Origin of the sequence: Persicobacter diffluens, assembly GCF_036244895.1 — a bacterium.
GTDB classification, from domain to species: domain Bacteria; phylum Bacteroidota; class Bacteroidia; order Cytophagales; family Cyclobacteriaceae; genus Persicobacter; species Persicobacter diffluens.
The window spans coordinates 2,784,473-2,801,716 of record NZ_BQKE01000001.1; the positions used below are offsets into that span (position 1 = coordinate 2,784,473).

Genomic DNA, 17,244 nt, shown 5'->3' on the forward strand with positions numbered 1-17,244 from the left:
GTAAAGTATTGATTTCTTAAAAAAATAGATCATCCGATTCGAAATTACCAATCAAATGAACCAAGCCTTGAAATTGCAACAAAATTCCACTCAAGACAAATCCTGCCTTTGATTTCCCTGCATTTTTACGCTTTCCAACAATTTAGGAATCCCCTTTTAAATTTCCATTGCTGTAGGACGATTTGATCTATGCTTATCCTTTTCCACACCAATTGAGATTGAAATTCCTCTAAAAAGCCCCTATCCACCTAAATTCAATGCAAAAAGTCCCCAAAATGTGCCATATCCACTTCAGAATATATAAATTGCCTGTTACTGACATTAAATCTATTTTTTTCGGGTATGAAAAAGCAATTCCTCCTTTTCACTGGTCTGATATTAACGCTCTTTATGCTGGGTGGCTGCTCAGCGGCTAAGAAAGCCCGAACAAAGAAAATCAATACCGTCATTTCCACTGCCCGATCATACCGGGGTACGCCTTACCGTTGGGGCGGCACTACCCGCGCCGGCATGGACTGTTCAGGCCTGTTGATCAATTCCTTTGGCGCTGTAGGAATCGATATCCCAAGAACCTCTGCCGAACAGGCGAAGGAAGGGAAAAAAGTAAGCATGAATGAATTGAAAAAGGGTGATTTGGTCTTCTTTGCCACAGGCAAGAAAAAAAGAAAAATCACCCATGTAGGATTGGTGACAGAAGTGAAAGGCAAGGAACGTACGATGTTTATTCACTCTTCCAGCAGCCTGGGCGTGGTCGAAACCAACATCTACTCCGATTACTTTAAAAAACGATTCCGATACGGTCGTCGGATTATTTAAAAAAGACGAGTTTCCGCCTTACTTTTTATACCCCTAAGCAAAACCATAATTTTAAGGGCTTTGCCCGGACTTCGCCCGAAAAATCATTTCAGCGTAAAACTAATGAGCAAGACATCATCCACCTGATCTTCCTGCCCTTTCCATTCCTCAAATGCCTGAATAAAGGGAGTGGCCTCTAAAAATTGAGGTTTTGTTTTCAAAATGAGTTCCTCCAAACGTTTCTGTCCAAACTTCCGATTATCCGGTCCTCCAAACTGGTCAGTAAGCCCATCGGAAAACAGGAAAAATGAAGTGGTGGCAGCATACTGAAATTCACACTGTGAAAAAGGAATATCCTTTCGTAAAAAAACTTCTCCTATTGACCTCCGTGCCCCTTTATATTTATGCAGCACCCCATTTTCCAAAACCCAAAGGGGACGCTTGGCACCAGAAAACTTCACTTTTCTTTCCTTGGGATCAATGAAGCAGAGGGCCAGCTCCAAGCCTTCCTGCAGGAATGGATTATCATTTTTCATCAGGCGGGTAAACTCCTGATCCACGATTTCCATCACTTCCTTTGGCTCGCTTACAGCCTTCAATTTTATCGTCTCCCGAATCAATACATTGGCAATAGAAGAGACCAAAGCACCTGGCACTCCATGTCCCGTACAATCTCCTGCCGCTAATATAAACTGTTGGTCACCATAAGGCATGACCAGATAAAAGTCTCCTCCTACTTTGGTTTTGGGTCGGAACAGTACGAAATACCGATCCACATAGCGCAACAATTCTTTCGCTTTTGGCAGACTGGCCCTTTGTAATCGCGCCCCATATTTAAGATCTCTTTCCATCTGCTGATTCTGCAGGCGGATGGCTTTTGCTTGCAATTCCAAATGCTCCGTTTGTTTTTTCAGCAACTCATTTTTCCTTAAAATGGCCGAAGTACGAAGCGCAACCTTTTCTTCTAATATGCTGTTTTCTCGCTTGAACCGATACGAGAACCACTTTCCTCCTGCAATAAACAATCCGCCAACCAGCATCACATAAATCAGGTAAGCATACCATTGACGATAAACCGGTGGCAGAATAATGAGACTCCTATTATTGGTAGGGCCAACCTCCCCAAAGATATTCATGGCCTCAATCTCAATTTCATATTCGCCCTCAAAGAGATTTTCAATGATCATTTGAGTTTTATAAGACCAATCTGACCAGCTAGAGTGACCAACAATGCGATAGCGATATTTATGCGGCATAGTGTTATCCCCAACCACCCCATAATTTAACCTGATGGGCAGACTATCATAAGGCATCTGAAAACTATAATAATCCTCCCCCGAAAGCACTTCCGACCTTCCACTATTGAGGTATTCCATGTTCAAAAACTGAGGCTGGCGCTCCTGGAGGCTAATATTAAATATGGAAGTATGTAAACCAAATAGGCCAAAGCTTCCGCCCATCCAAAAATACCCCTGTTTCCCTTTGGGAACTCCGGAAGTCATTTTCCCAAATGAAAGTCCGGCCATGGACCAGTCACTTTTCAAAAATCGCTGCTGCTCCGAATCCCACTGACTCATCCAAAACTCTTCCTCTTCTCGGTCAAAACTGTTCAGGACTACTTTTCGCTTTCTCCGATCCACCGGGTAGACCCGAATGGTTTTAGGGAAAGATTTCAGGTACTCAAACTCCTGCTTACGGTAATCATATTTCCAAAGCGCCTTGTCCCGAATGAATAAATCTTCTCCTACCATTTGGCTCAGAATTAAATCAAAACCCGCGGTTTGTTTTTGCCGGGAAAAAAAACGACTATGAACTTTTAAAGAATCCGGAGCAATAAACTTTAGCTGCAAAAAACCCAGATCCGCATTCCGGTGCCCGACCCATAGCTGATACAGGAATTCTCCCTGATGAGCAGCCGGGATAATGCGGTTTGGAATTCCGGGCCAGCCACCTGAAAACCACCATCGCTGAGGGCCGGCATTGGACAATTCATAAATTTCAAAATTTTCCCTACGGGCAATCAGTAGCCATTCCTTTTGCCACTTTCTAAAAATATGAAAGCTTAAAACCTCGGTACGATTGAGCAGAAAAGGAAGTAAACCCAATTCTTCAGACCAGTTAAAAAGCCCTTCCTCCGTCAGAATCAGCAAGCCAATTTGTTGGCTCCATTGAAACTGCAGCACCTCTCCCATTTTCCTATTCAGAATTTCAATTTTTGGGGCCATATTGTCTGCCCCCTCCAATATCCGTCCAAACTGTTCCTGTGTTCCGAAATACACCGTATCCGGAGAATAGCGGAACAAAGTAGTCACCATACCCTGAAATTGTCCCCCTTCCGGAAATACGAAAAAGGTCCTGCCATTATTCCGTACCTGAGAAACGCCCTTGGCATGGGCCACCCAGGAAATCCCCTGTGGATCATTGTATAGGTCAGCAATTCGTCCGGAACTCAGCCCTTCCTTCCTTCCCAGGGCTCGTAGTAATTGCCCCTGTAAATTAAAATACAACAACCCACGCCTTTTGGAAAAAAAAATAATTTGATCTTTATTCAGTAGCGCTCCCCCTTCTAAGACCCCTAGCCTCCGACTTCCTTTCCACAGTCGTCGCTCCCCGCTTTGTGGGAAATAATCCCAGATATGATCATTTGGCCCCATTTGTCCGGCAATAATCCAACGTTCTTCATTCACCGGGAAAATAGTGGCAATCCGTTTGTCCGAAAAAAATGCACCCCGCTTAAACAAGCGCTCCCGCCCCTTGAAGTAATAGTGAAAATGTCGGGCAGACCGTAAAATTAAATGATCCCCGAACAGAAAAACTCGTTTTATCTTTTTCTGAATGGCAATGACTCGCCACTGCGGAGCGTCCAGGGCTCTAATCAATAAGTACTTTTCTGTATTGAAATAAACTTCACTCCGGTGGACTAAACACTGACGCACATCCTTAAAATCACGTAGGGAATCCGGTAATTCCTCCACTAAGGAGACTAATTGAAACCCCTTTTCAGGCTGATACCGCAATTTCCCGAGCGTCCCCATTCCGCCGTAAAAAACTTCCCGATGCGCTACTGAGGCTCCTACCGATCGGATAGGTTGCGGTATCCCATTATTGATCAGCGTCCAAAAAGAACCATCATATCGCAAAACACCTTCCGCATTGGCAAAAAATAAATAGCCCTGATCGTTTTGGGCAATATCCCGATTCTCGGCAGAGCCGGAATAATCCGCTCCCGGGCCATATTCCTTCAAAATATCAAAATGTACCCTTTGTGCCATTGCCGGTGTGGCAATCCATAAAAGCAAGCATAGTAAGAAGGAAAATAGGTACATATAAAAAAAAGCTCAGGTGCATACCCAAGCTTTACTGATCACCCGAAGGTGATCTCCCCTTATTTGATTAATTCAATTGTAAAAAAGGACAAATTTTGAGAACGGGCAAGCAGTAAACATTATTTCTTTCAATATTTTTTGCTATTGAAAAAATGTATTAGTATTGCGCTCCAAAATTATTCCTGCCCCTTTCTTACCCTTTTGGGAATTATCGTTAAGGGAATTGGCCTGAATACACTGGTTTATCCTAACAATCAATATTACTTTTCCGGCGCCTATTTGTTCAATCCCCTTTTCATTCCAAGGGAAGGTTTGGAAATAAAACTGAAATCCCTCAAATTATTCACGGCTAGATTTAGCACATTACCTTCTCTGGTCTTATTGTTACAGCGAGCATCTCGAGCATCACCAAGACCAACCACTAAATCGTATAGTCCTGTGGACTTGGTCGTAGTCGCCGCCGGACTTCCACACTAAACCGCTGAAAACCGTGTGCGAAGACCACAACCCGTATTTTGTTTTTTTAACCACAAACTCCACCAATTTACACGAAATATTTTGAGGGTGGATTGGGTGATGCAGTCGGTTAGGGACTTTCCACTACAACAGCCGGCCTTGAGCAATGGGCGGAAAGCCATGGGTTCTGCTGGCGACCAGAAGGCATCACAGCCTTATTTCCATAACATTATATTCTGTTCATCTCATTTTTCAAATAAGGCCTTGATGGATTCCGTCAGCAGGTTCCATGGCCAGCCACCATTGATCACAGCCTTGATTTTTTTGTTTCGTTTTTTATCAAGAAAAAATGAAAAAGGATTGTTGGAGGTTGGGTTGGTGTTAAGGATTTTAACCACCAATTACACGAATTTACTTGAATTATTTTTTTGGAGGAGTCTGCTATTGTGCTATGTTATTACAACGATCGGTGTTGCTTTATTTGTAACTGTGAGGCTGGGGTATTGGTGATATTTTATTAGCCACAGATTTCACAAATTAACACGAATTAAATTTAAGGTGGATTGGGTGTTGGATGCATCCCATGTCCCTATTGTTACAGCTAGCATCTCGAGCATCACCAAGACCAACCACTAAATCGTATAGTCCTGTGGACTTGGTCGTAGTCGCCGCCGGACTTCCACACTAAACCGCTGAAAACCGTGTGCGCAGACCACGACCATTGTTTTATAATACAGAAACCCCAAATTATTCACTGCTACATTTATCACATTACCTTAAGCAGCTTAAGCTTGTTAGTATTGGTTTCACTCATTTTTTTAGCCCCAAATTTGGGCTATAAAAAAATTGACCGGACCGAATATAGCACACTAACCATCAGCGAGTTGAAGCAATTCACTAGATCTAGCGGCGAATAATTTGGCTTAAATTTGATTTCAGACAGAAAGGAAGGCAATTGGTGTGATAAAGGAAATTAAGTCGGATTGAGGCGCGAACGCTCATGCGATTTCCGATATTAGCGAACACCAAGACGAACGGTGAGACCAATAGTAAATCGGTTTGTTCATTCCCGAGGCATTCTGATCAGAATTACACCTCAACGATAGAAAAAGAAATATGCTTTTATTCAAAGCATAGCGAATGTTTGCAGGGGTAGGCGCAAATCCCTAACTTGCCCTTTATTCTCAAATATTGTAATTCAACGATTAACATATGCGCTTTCTTAAGCAATTCGCATTTCTTTTTGTAATGGCTTCGGGACTGCTATCCTGTTCCGAAAACCCCAGACCTGACGAAACCACGGAGCGTAACCGTGAGCAGGACACCAAAATGGGTCTTTTAATGGAAACCCTGTATGAAGACGATTTCACCCGTTTTGGGGAAGGCTTATATAAACATACCGAAGTGGCCAATGAAAGTGGTACTACGGTAGCTTCCGGAGAATTAGTGGCGGTCTATTACGAACTATGGACCATAGAAGAAAATGAGGCCGGCCAATATGAGGAAGGGCACCTGATTGAGAAACTGGTACAAACGGAAGTAGATGGACGAATGAAAAACATCAAAACTTCGGTAGTATTCTCTGAAGGCGAAAGAGAAATTGTGAAAGAAGAGGATGATCCCCTGATCTTTCAGGTGGGCTCCGGAAATACTTTCCCGCTGACCTTTAATTATATCGCAGACAATATGCGCGAAAATGAGGAGGTCAGTTTTTACCTGACCGGGCAATACGGTTATGGCACTTATTCTTACCATAAAATTGGTGTAACAAGATGGCAGCCATTAAAATTAAAAATTCGCGTAGAAGAGCTTTTTGATGAGGAAGGTTTCGAAAAATTTGAGGAAAACCGTATTCTGAGAGAAATTGATCGTGATCGTGCTTATTATGAAGAAAACTTCCCGGAATTCTCCGAAGTGAATATTACTGAAAACGGCACACACGTCTATACTCTGAACCGTGACACCATCAGGAATCAGGAAGATACCATTCAAAGAAAAGCCAAAGTGGATATTGATTATACCGGACGTTTGTTCCGCTTCGATTCACTGGTATTCGATACCTCCATTGAAGATACCGCCCGCACCTGGGATCTGTACTCTGCGGGAAGAACCTATGAGCCTTTCAATTTTGAGGTGGGAGTTGGTTCCGTAATTACGGGTTGGGATGAAGCCATGGTAGAATTATTCAAATATGAATTGGCAGTACTGTATATCCCTTCTTCCTCTTCCTATGGGGGAACTGCACAAGGCGGACGACTGGTAATCCCTGAATTCCTAAGAGAGGATTTAGAAAATAATTCAAATATAACAATCGGAAATCTGATCAAACCCTGGGATCCACTGAAGTTCTCGGTGGAAGTGATTGAGGTGAATAATCCGGAGGAATAATTAACAAAACTCAAAGGGTGTTGCTTTCATGAGTAACACCTTTTTTTTGCATAAGGGAAAAGCCCTGATTTTAGTACCATTATAGTATGTCGTCTAAAAAAATTGTCATCATATGTGCCCCCCGCATGAGCGAGGTCGTGGCACAGGAAGTAAGAGATTTAAATTTAAAGGTTGATAAAGTCGACCGGTTAAGCGTGGAATTGCAGGGAGACTTCCTGACGGCCATGAAGCTGAATCTGCACTTACGTTGCGCCAATCGCGTGCTTTTGGAAGCGGTAAGCTTTGAGGCCCACACCGCCAACGACCTTTACAAACATGTCCGTAAGTTTGAATGGGAAATGCACATTCCATTGAATGGCTATTTTACCATTGATTCTTTCGTGCACAATGATACCATTCGGGACAACCGCTTTGCGAATCAGAAGATGAAGGATGCCATTGCGGATCGCTTCATGCGCGAATATCAGAAACGCCCGGACTCCGGCCCGAACAGAGACAAAACCTGTTTGTACATGCATTGGGTGGAAAATAAATGTGCCCTTTACTTTGATACCACCGGGGAGACCATCGCCAAACACGGCTATCGTGTGAACCCATGGAAAGCTCCGATGCTGGAATCTTTAGCAGCAGCAGCCATCAAAAACACCGGCTGGAACGGGGAGAGTCATTTCATTAATCCAATGTGCGGATCGGGAACTTTGGCCATTGAGGCCGCCCTGATGGCCGCCAATATTATTCCGGGCATGTTCCGTGAAAACTATGCCTTCATGCATCTGCGGGCCTTCAGAAAAGAGGATTTTGATCAGCTGATGCAGGAGGCCATTGCCGCGGAGAAAGACGTGCCATCTCATATGCGCATCATTGCCACTGACCATGATGCCCGGGCACTGAGAGCTGCTGAGCAAAATGCGGAAGAGGCCGGAGTAGACCATATGATCGAATTTGTGAAATGCGATTATTCCGAAACGGAGGTACCTTTTGGTCCGGGCATCGTGATCCTGAACCCGGAATATGGAGAACGCCTGGGGGAAGAAGAAGAACTATTACCGGTTTATCAAGGAATAGGCGACTTTTTCAAGCAAGAGTGCGACGGTAAAAAAGGCTATGTTTTCACCGGTAATATTCCATTGGGAAAACGCGTTGGTCTGAAAGCTTCCCGCAGAATAGAAATGCAGAATGGACGGATTGACTGCCGTTTGTTTGAATACAAGATTTACCAATCATAAATTAAAAGGAGCTTCGGCTCCTTTTTTATATTTACAAAAAAAGCTCCTCCAAATGGAGAAGCTTCAAAACAGTCATAAGTGATATAGTCATGGGACCTCATCAATCAAAGATTACGGTCTTATTCTTAAATACGATCAGTTTATGCATAATGTGCTGACGAATAGCTCTTGACAACACAATTTTCTCCAAATCCTTCCCTTTCCGGATCAGATCTGCCACTTCGTCTTTATGGCTCACCTTGGCCACATCCTGCTCAATGATCGGCCCGGCATCCAAATCCTCGGTTACATAGTGGCTGGTAGCTCCAATAATTTTCACCCCTCTGTCATGTGCTGCATGGTAAGGCTTCGCTCCCACAAAAGCCGGGAGAAAAGAGTGGTGGATGTTGATAATACGATTGGGATACTGCCGGATAAATGCCGGTGGAATAATTTGCATATAGCGCGCCAATACCGCAAAATCGCATTTATATTCTTTCATCAATGCCATTTGCTGCGCCTCCACCTCTTTTTTATTCTCTTTGGTGACTGGCAAATAATGGTAAGGAATATCAAATTGTTTAGCGACACGTTCCAGATTTTCATGATTACTGATAATCATCGGGATCTCCACTTTCCACTCCCCGGATTGCCAACGCGACAAAATATCATAAAGACAATGGGACATTTTCGACACAAACAAAGCCATACGTGGCGCCTTTGAATCAAAATGAAGCTCAAAGGTCATGTCATATCGCTGAGCCACCAGGGTGTCAAAATAATCTTTTAATTTATCCTTAGGCACCAAAAATCCATCGATCTCAAATGAAACACGCATAAAAAAGCGGTCCATTGCCCCATCAACATGCTGATCAAGAGAGATCACATTCCCCTGGTTTTCGTCAATAAAGCGACTGACAGCAGCTACAATCCCTTGCTGATCGGGACAGTGCATTAAAATAATGGCATGTTCTTTCGATGTACTCATAATGATATTATCAAAAAAAATCAGAAACAGATGTCAAATATACAATCAAAATAGGTTTACGCAACGAAAATAACACTAAAACAACGCATTCATGATAAAAATCATTTCAAAGCAGCGCTAATATAACAACCTTTTCTTCACTCCTATCCAATTTCAACAAACCAAATCTGTGAAAACAGCCAGAGAAAATTTACCTCAAAAAAAACCTTCCATAATTAACTGGAAGGCTCTAAACTTACATCAAAGTCCAATAAATTTTAACTATCAATTAAACTATCAAAAAAATTACTACTTAAAATATAGGGAGTTAAAATGGAAACTAACTACCCTAAAAATCATAAAAACACATTACAACAACCTGTTCGATATATTAAATTTCTAACATCAGCCCATTCATTCAAAATAAAGTGAAGGTCATGAGAATTTCCTCATTCACCTTCACCTCAAAACCAAATAATGCTTGTAATCATCGAAAATGAGTGATTAAGATAAAATATCTTGGATCACCTTCTAATTTTCATATCAAAGATATCAATTCATTCCTGTATTTTAAACCTAAACACGCAAGTGAAGTGTTTTTAATGAAATTATAATCAAATACAGAAAAAAAAGAAACCGAAAAGTAAACTTACCAAAAAAATAACTTTACTCTTCCAAAATTGTAGTTTCGATTATCACCTCGGAATGCAATGTGCGGTGCACAGGGCATCGGTTTGCGATTTCCAGTAATCGTTGTTTTTGCTCGGCGGATAATGGCCCTTCAATTCTGATTTTTCGTTGAAACACATCAATTTTATTCGCCGAATCACCCTCCTTCACAGACTCCATATCAGCAAAGTGCTTTTTTTCATGAGACAACTCTACCAGAACCTCTTCCAATGGCCAACCTTTATGGTCGGCATACATTCGGAGCGTCATGGCGGTACAGGCCCCCAGCCCGGCGGTGACCAGCTCATAGGGGCCGGGCCCTAAATTTTGCCCCCCTGCCGATTGCGGTTCATCTGCCAGCAATTGGATATTGCCGGCCTTTATTTCTGTGGTATATTTTTCTTGCCCGATACGCACCGCCACCGTAGCCTCGCTTTCCAGTTTTGGCGGAGCCAAAATAAAGCGATTAGACCAAGCTCCGATGACCTCCCCGACATAGCGGGCATCAGCCTCTTCTCCTAACAAATGGTCTGCCCCATCAAGCGAAATAAAGCTTTTAGGATGAAAAGCCGCAGCATACAAAGATTTGGCATTTTCAATCTCTACAATAGCGTCCTGCGGAGAATGCATAAATAAAAAATGTTTTTGGCGCATCTTTTTCAGACATTCTAATAAATTTTGCTGCTCCAAATCTTTCACAAATTGATGCGCCAACTGAAAAAGGCGCCCCCCGATATTGATTTCTGCAGTGCCCTCCTCTTCTAATTTTTTCAAACCATCGTCCCCGATTAATGCCGTAACATGAAAAGGATCTGCAGGGGCACCGATGGTCACCACCCCTTTTAATTCCGGAAGCTGTGCAGCAGCCATGATCACTGCCGCACCACCAAGAGAATGCCCAATCAAAAAAGCCGGTGCCTTGTGAGTTTCCTGCAGGTAGTCATAAGCCGCTAATAAATCTCCTACATTGGATGAAAAATTGGTAGCCGCAAACTCCCCCTCACTTTGGCCCAAACCCGCAAAGTCAAATCGAAATACCGCAATTCCTTTTTGTGTTAAAGCCAAGGCAATGTGCTTAACTGCCATCAAATTTTTACTACAGGTAAAGCAATGGGCAAAAATCGCATAGGCGGAAGGCTGCTGGCCTAAAGGAATATCCAATAAGGCGGAAAGTTGTTGACCCTCCGGATTGGTAAAAGAAATCTTTTCTGTTTTCATGTTTGGTTTTGTTCTGGTCTCTGTCGATGCTAACGATATTTCAGCCTCGTCGTTTGGCACGAAAAACAAAACCGTTTTGACGAATAATCGCCCACCAGAAGGCATTTTTTGCCGGAACTTCCAGTTGATTGTATCCTTTTAGTGCTTGGCCAAAGCACTTGAAATGATTGACTCCTCTTCCCCCCAAAAAAGGAAATCCTATCTCTACTACTCCCTTTTTTTGTTATCACCCCAAAAACCGACATTTATCACCCATAAAAACTTATACTTCTTGTAAATTAAAGCCAATCAAAATTTTCAAAATGCGTCCTACTCTACTTTTTCTTCTATTCACCTTATTTTTTCAATCGGTTTCATTTGCCCAAACCTACCCTATAAGGAATACTTCTTATGAGACCTTCATTTTTAAGCTGCAGCCGGATCAGGCCAGAGATTTTTATCGTGGTAAGAAAATCATCAGTAATCTAGAGGATTACGGGACCCCATATGCCATTATCCCCACTGACTCCCTGGAACATTACCAACCTTTGGAGCCCGGGAATTTTTTAAAAGTAAAAGCGCAAGGAAACCGACAAAGCTTTGAATTACGCTCACAGGCGGATTTTGAGATCTACATTATCGACAACAAAACGGACCTCGTCCTCTCCCTTATTGATGCACAGGGGAAAGTCATCACCAATGGAAAAGTACGGGTGGGTAATAAAAAATTACATTACCAGGCGGACCAGCAGGTTTATGTGGATAAAAAATCCAACAAAAAAGGCTTACTGGAAGTCACTGTAGGGGATCAGGTGCTGTTTTATGATTTAGACCGGGAGAGGAATAATAGCCCCCTCAAACGCAATGGCAATAAAGTGATTTACGGAACACCGGTCAAATACCTTTGGCTCCCGATCCGATATGTGGTGTTCCTACCCATTGATGGGGTAAAATCAATCGCTCACCATTACCCATATGGCACCATTAATTCCACGCGCAACTTCTTCAAGAAATCAGCTTACGCCATGGAAAAGCTATTCACTGGAGAATCCGACTATTACCGAAAGGGCAATGGTACCAGCTATGTGCTATTTTCAAAACCCTTGTACAAACCCGCCGACACCCTGCAGTTCAAAGCCTATTTATACGATCATAAGCACAGACGCCTTCAAAGTCCGGTAAAGGTTTACCTGGAAGAGTCTGGTTACTATTCCCGCAGGCATGCTTCGAAAACCAGAATTCCCCTGGAGGTAAAAAGCTTTGAAGAGGGAGGGATTCTGTTGGGGCAACTTCCGCTATCTGATAGCCTGAATCTAAAACTTGACAAGAGTTACCGGATAACCTTTGAGCATGAAAAGCTCCAATTTAGCTACGCCAACTTCCGATATGAGGATTATTTACTCACCGAACAACGAATGGAGCTGGAGGGGCTGAAGACAGCTTACGCTAAAAATGACTCCATCTCTTTTAAAGTAAAAGGACTGGATCAAAACGACCTGCCCCTGAAGGGAGCAACCGTTTCCGTCCTTTTTAAATATGTGAATCAGGAAGATTTCTTTGAAGAAATGGTCTTTATTCCGGACACCCTTTTTTATCAAAAAAAACGACTACCGGCCAATGGAAAACTGAATATTAACCTCCCCACTGCGACCTTCCCCAAGGCCAATATGGACGTAAAAGTGCATATTAAATTGCTGACGGCGGACCAAAAAGCCATTAGCCAAAGTGAAAACATTTCATACAACTTCCATAAAAGGGACTTTGAATTTTCGATAGACAACAGTACACTACTGGTCAAAATAATGGAGGATGGTAAGCCCTTAAAAAATGCGCCCTTCCAACTATGGGGGGAAGATCCTTATGGGCATAGAGAGGAAATTGGCAATTTTACCGGGCAGGCAGCAATCGAGATCAATCCTCTATACAAAGCCTATGTGGCCGAACATGACAAAATTTCACACCGAAAGTTTCTGGAAAATCATGAAAGTAGGTTCTCAGCTGCTGCGGTCAGGGAAAAAGACAGCATCCATTTCCATTTCAGCAATCCCCTAAATCTCCCCTATCAGTATTACGTCTACTCCCGGAATAAGCAGGTAAAGCTAAAATCTAAAACCCCTACAGACTTAAAAAGTAATAATCGAAAAGACTATTACCTTTCCGTTTCTTATTTGTGGGCAGGAGAGGTTCAGAATAAATTCTACCATATTCCTTTAAAGAAAAACAAGATTAAACTGGAAGTGGAACATCCTGCGATGATATTCCCGGGCCAGGAAGTGGAGATGGAAATTACCGCGTCTAATTGGGAAGGAGCGCCCGTTCCGGACCTGAATCTGACCGCCTTTGGACTGACTTCAAAATTTGATTATCAATTATCCAGTCCACCAACGGCAGCGGAAAAGACCAAAGCCAAAGATCATATCAATAGCTTTAGCGTTAAGCAGGTTCAGGGAAGAAGATCCGGCCCCCTGGAGCTTGAAAGATGGAGTGAAACGGAACAACTGGATTCCATGATGTATTATCGCTTTCATTATCCGGAAGCTGCAGGATTTCACCATGCTTTTGACCTCCCCAACCAACCGACCCAGTTCGCGCCTTACGTCATGGAGAATGGAGCATCACAGGAGGTACATGTAGTTTATTTGGATCGAATGCCGGTTTATTTTAGCTGGAATACCGTCAACGCGCCCTATTCTTTCAAAGCAACTCCGGGCTACCATCAGCTTAAATTAAGAACAGCCGAATGGCTGATTACCATGGATAGTGTTTACCTGGAAGACGGTAAGAAAACCATCCTTTCGATTGATCCCAATCAATACCACCCGAATGTGAGAAGCTACAAACAAGAAAGAAAGCAATCTCAGGGGGATCTAGACCGGTTAGGTAATACTCAATTTGTTTTTGAAAATCACTGGTCGGGGGAATACGCCTCCCTGCTGAACAGGGGACAGTATTTTCTTTTGAATGATGCCAAAAATCAAAGCTGGCGAAACAATGGTATTCAAATCGCCGGCCCGGTGATGGGCAATGTAAATGTGGAACTCCCGGACAGCAACCGCTATCATTTCATACACGAGCCTGGCTTTGTATACGACCTGAAGCCACCTCTTTTAAAAATGAGGGAAAGGAAGGGCTATGAACCGCCAAAGTATTTACAAAAACGGACTTTCGAACCTTCCTGGAATGAGTTAGCCATTACGCAAGCGCTCATTGAGCAGCTAAAAAAGGGCCATACTTTTGATCAGGTCAGTAAGAGCAGCCTGCCGGATCCGAGAAACTTTCATCCCGATAAAAGCTGCAGACTAACCTTTGGTTTTCCAAGGGGCACCAAAACACCAAAGCGTCTGATGACCATTTTGAAGATGCAGGAAGACCCTAATTTCATCTTGTCTTTAAGTGGTAATAGCCTACAGGCCAATCGCCTGCCCAAGGGTACTTTTGCCCTCTATATGATTTTTGAAGATGGTCAATACCTGAAAAGTAGGCCTATTGCCCTGAAGCGCAATGGTCAAAATCTCCTGCGATTAAAAGCCGAGGACATTAAACCGGCAGATGAACACAGCGAAGCCATTTACAAAATGCTCATGGACAGTCATGGCAAAAGTATAGAGGAAAAACAGGAAACCATTAAAAAAATCAATACCAATCAATTAGTGGAGGCTCAATTTAACATGGAGGGCGTCACGATCTCAGGTATAGTAACCGACGAAGAAGGAGAACCTATTCCTGGTGCCAATGTATTAATCAAAGGCTCCAACATCGGCACCATTTCCAATTTCAGTGGAGCATATTCCCTTACTGTTCCGGCGGAGTATACGGAGTTGGAATTCTCCTTCATTGGCTACAAATCCAAAACCCATTCTATATTCTCTATCCCTTCCTCAATAAGGTTAGCCTTTGAGGAAGAGAATTTAGAGGAAGTAGTCGTGATTGGATATGGAACAGTAAACAAAAGCTCCCTGACCGGTGCCGTTTCGGTGGTTGGACAGCAGCTACAAGGAAGAATTGCCGGAGTAAGCATCAATGGTACCCCGGCTGACGGAAACATTCGCATCCGTGGAGTATCGAGTATAAACAGTGGTGAACCCCTGTATGTCATTGATGGGAAAATTTACACCGGTAAGGAATTACCTGTTTCACAAGATCAAATCGCCTCCATCAATGTACTGAAAGACGCGGCCTCCACGGCCATATATGGTAGCCGGGCAGCCCATGGCGTCATCATCATTGAAACCAAAGGAGGGGTAAATGCCATTCCGGGGCTTAAATTGGAAGACCTGAAAAGCCCGGCCTTGCCGACGGCTTTTTCAGATCCGGAAAGTGCCTTGCGTAGTAACTTCAATGACGTGGCCTTCTGGCAACCGGAATTAGTCACGGATCAAAATGGTAAAGCCACTTTCCGCCATACTTTCCCGGATGACATCACCAAATGGGACATTCACGTCGTGGGGCTGGATGAAAAAATGCGTTCGGGAATGGCTTCTTCGAGCATAAAGTCCTTCAAGCCCTTAATGGGCCAGCTTCAAATACCGGAATTTTTAGTGGCAGAGGATCAATTGAAAGCCATCGGACAGATTAATAGCCTCAATGGGGATACTTTCCAAATAAAACGTAGCTTCTCCATTAACGGAAAAACGCAATGGGAAAAATCGCAAAAAATGAAGGAGGATTTGATCGACAGCCTGGATATCAGCAGTAAAGCCGACACCCTAAAAATAAAATATTTGGTAGAAAAAGCTGGAGAAGCCTATTTTGATGGAGAGGAAAAGACACTGCGGGTAAAAAAGCTGGGCATGCAGGAAAGCTTTGGCCAATTTGCCTTTTTACAAGCTAACGAAAGTCAAACCTTCCATTTTGACGTTGAAAAAGGACCTGTTCAATATGCTGTATTTGCCAATGAGGCAGATTTACTCATTGATGCCCTGGAAAAGACGATGAGCTATCCCTTCAATTGTAATGAACAGATGGCCACAAAATTAATGGCTGCCCTGACCCTAATGAAGTGGGATAGCCTTCAATATGACTATAATAAAGAAGTTAAAAATTACCTGCAAAAACTCACCAAAAATCAAAATTCCGACTACGGATGGGGGTGGTGGGGAAAAAGTCCCACCAGCAGTTGGGTGAATGAACATGTAATTGAGGCGCTCAGCATGGCGGAGGAAAATGGCTTCCGGGTAAAATGGACCAAAGAAAAAATGATCGATCAGCAATTGGACCTGGTATTGAGAAGGGCTTATCCAAAACCGGAAAATCTGATGGCGCTACATCGCCTCAAGCCTGACTTAAATCTGGATGCCCCTTTAGCTATTAGCAGTAATCATAAAAGGAAAAATATCTATCAACAACTTAAGCTGATGCAGGTGCAACAAAAGCTTGGCAAAGACGTGAGTTTGGATTCATTGAAAGCCTACCAAAGCACAACACTTAATGGTGGAATTTACTATACTGATCATAGTTCAAGAGGATTTTATGCTGGAAATTTTAAATGCAGTTTGCTGGCATTGGAGATTGAAAAAAATCAAGCTCAACCCAATCAGGAATTGATCGAAAAACTCCAACTATTTATTTGGGAAGAAAGCCAGAAAGAAGGCTGGCGCAACACCTATCTGACCATCCAAATGGTTCAGGCATTACTTGACCAAAAGCAAAAAAATACGACGAATGCCGCACTGAGCATCAGTTTGAATGAGGAAGTAAACATCCACAACTTCCCTGCTAGAGGCCAAATAAATAATGCTCCTGAAATAAAAGTGCAGAAGCAGGGCCGATTACCCTTAATGGTGAATTTCCACCAAGACCATTGGAACCCTGCACCACAGGCCAGCACCGGAGCCATTCAGCTTAACAGCCAATTTGACGGCCCCCTGATTGCTGGTCAAAGTACCAAGATGACGATTACCGTTAGCATGGAAAAAGCTGCCGATTTCATATTATTAACAGTTCCTATCCCGGCGGGCTGCACCTACGAAAACAAAGTACAACCTTTGGGAGAAAATCGGGAATATTATCACGATCAGGTTTTCATCAGTCTCGAACATTTAGAAAAGGGCGAGCACCATTTTGAAATCGACCTGTTACCAAGGTTTGTCGGTACCTATCACTTGCTCCCTGCCAAATTGGAATTGATGTATCATCCCCAGATTTATGGGAATAATAAAATTAAAAAAGTTAAAATAACAGCAGATCCAAGTATCGCTACACTATAGATTGGATGCTCCCTTCTTCTTACTCCAAGAAGGGA

At 43.0% G+C, this 17,244-nt stretch carries 7 protein-coding genes; 4 read left to right on the plus strand and 3 right to left on the minus strand.

What is annotated here, in order from left to right; translation table 11 throughout:
- Window positions 1-342: 342 nt before the first annotated feature.
- On the plus strand, window positions 343-816 hold the full coding sequence (locus tag AAA970_RS11315; protein ID WP_338237192.1) for a C40 family peptidase: 474 nt from the start codon (window positions 343-345) through the stop codon (window positions 814-816).
- Between the two features lie 83 nt (window positions 817-899).
- On the opposite strand, the gene AAA970_RS11320 is transcribed toward AAA970_RS11315, so the two are convergent.
- Window positions 900-4,121 (minus strand): PP2C family protein-serine/threonine phosphatase, encoded by a 3,222-nt coding sequence (locus AAA970_RS11320; protein ID WP_338237193.1) that lies wholly within the window; start codon window positions 4,119-4,121, stop codon window positions 900-902.
- A 1,668-nt stretch (window positions 4,122-5,789) separates the two neighbouring features.
- Here AAA970_RS11320 and AAA970_RS11325 point away from each other — a divergent pair.
- On the plus strand, window positions 5,790-6,965 hold the full coding sequence (locus AAA970_RS11325) for an FKBP-type peptidyl-prolyl cis-trans isomerase (RefSeq protein WP_338237194.1): 1,176 nt from the start codon (window positions 5,790-5,792) through the stop codon (window positions 6,963-6,965).
- A gap of 86 nt (window positions 6,966-7,051) precedes the next feature.
- Entirely contained in the window at window positions 7,052-8,191 is a 1,140-nt protein-coding gene (locus tag AAA970_RS11330; protein ID WP_420916716.1) for a THUMP domain-containing class I SAM-dependent RNA methyltransferase, read from the plus strand.
- A 100-nt stretch (window positions 8,192-8,291) separates the two neighbouring features.
- Here AAA970_RS11330 and purU read toward each other — a convergent pair whose 3' ends face one another.
- Both purU and AAA970_RS11340 read right to left on the minus strand, forming a co-directional pair.
- Window positions 8,292-9,158, minus strand: coding sequence for a formyltetrahydrofolate deformylase (gene purU, locus AAA970_RS11335; protein WP_216597617.1), 867 nt, complete (start codon window positions 9,156-9,158; stop codon window positions 8,292-8,294).
- A gap of 645 nt (window positions 9,159-9,803) precedes the next feature.
- Window positions 9,804-11,024 carry a bifunctional alpha/beta hydrolase/OsmC family protein gene (locus AAA970_RS11340; protein WP_338237196.1) on the minus strand — a complete coding sequence of 407 codons (1,221 nt, stop codon included), beginning with the start codon at window positions 11,022-11,024 and terminating at the stop codon, window positions 9,804-9,806.
- A gap of 302 nt (window positions 11,025-11,326) precedes the next feature.
- On the opposite strand from AAA970_RS11340, the gene AAA970_RS11345 reads away from it, so the two are divergent.
- Entirely contained in the window at window positions 11,327-17,209 is a 5,883-nt protein-coding gene (locus AAA970_RS11345; protein ID WP_338237197.1) for a carboxypeptidase-like regulatory domain-containing protein, read from the plus strand.
- Window positions 17,210-17,244: the final 35 nt, after the last annotated feature.

What these genes read in the sequence shown, in the direction of transcription:
- purU (WP_216597617.1), bottom strand. Translation starts at nt 9,158, where the DNA reads ATGAGTACATCGAAAGAACATGCCATTATTTTAATGCACTGTCCCGAT.
- AAA970_RS11345 (WP_338237197.1), top strand. Translation starts at nt 11,327, where the DNA reads ATGCGTCCTACTCTACTTTTTCTTCTATTCACCTTATTTTTTCAATCG.
- AAA970_RS11340 (WP_338237196.1), bottom strand. Translation starts at nt 11,024, where the DNA reads ATGAAAACAGAAAAGATTTCTTTTACCAATCCGGAGGGTCAACAACTT.
- AAA970_RS11315 (WP_338237192.1), top strand. Translation starts at nt 343, where the DNA reads ATGAAAAAGCAATTCCTCCTTTTCACTGGTCTGATATTAACGCTCTTT.
- AAA970_RS11320 (WP_338237193.1), bottom strand. Translation starts at nt 4,121, where the DNA reads ATGTACCTATTTTCCTTCTTACTATGCTTGCTTTTATGGATTGCCACA.
- AAA970_RS11330 (WP_420916716.1), top strand. Translation starts at nt 7,052, where the DNA reads ATGTCGTCTAAAAAAATTGTCATCATATGTGCCCCCCGCATGAGCGAG.
- AAA970_RS11325 (WP_338237194.1), top strand. Translation starts at nt 5,790, where the DNA reads ATGCGCTTTCTTAAGCAATTCGCATTTCTTTTTGTAATGGCTTCGGGA.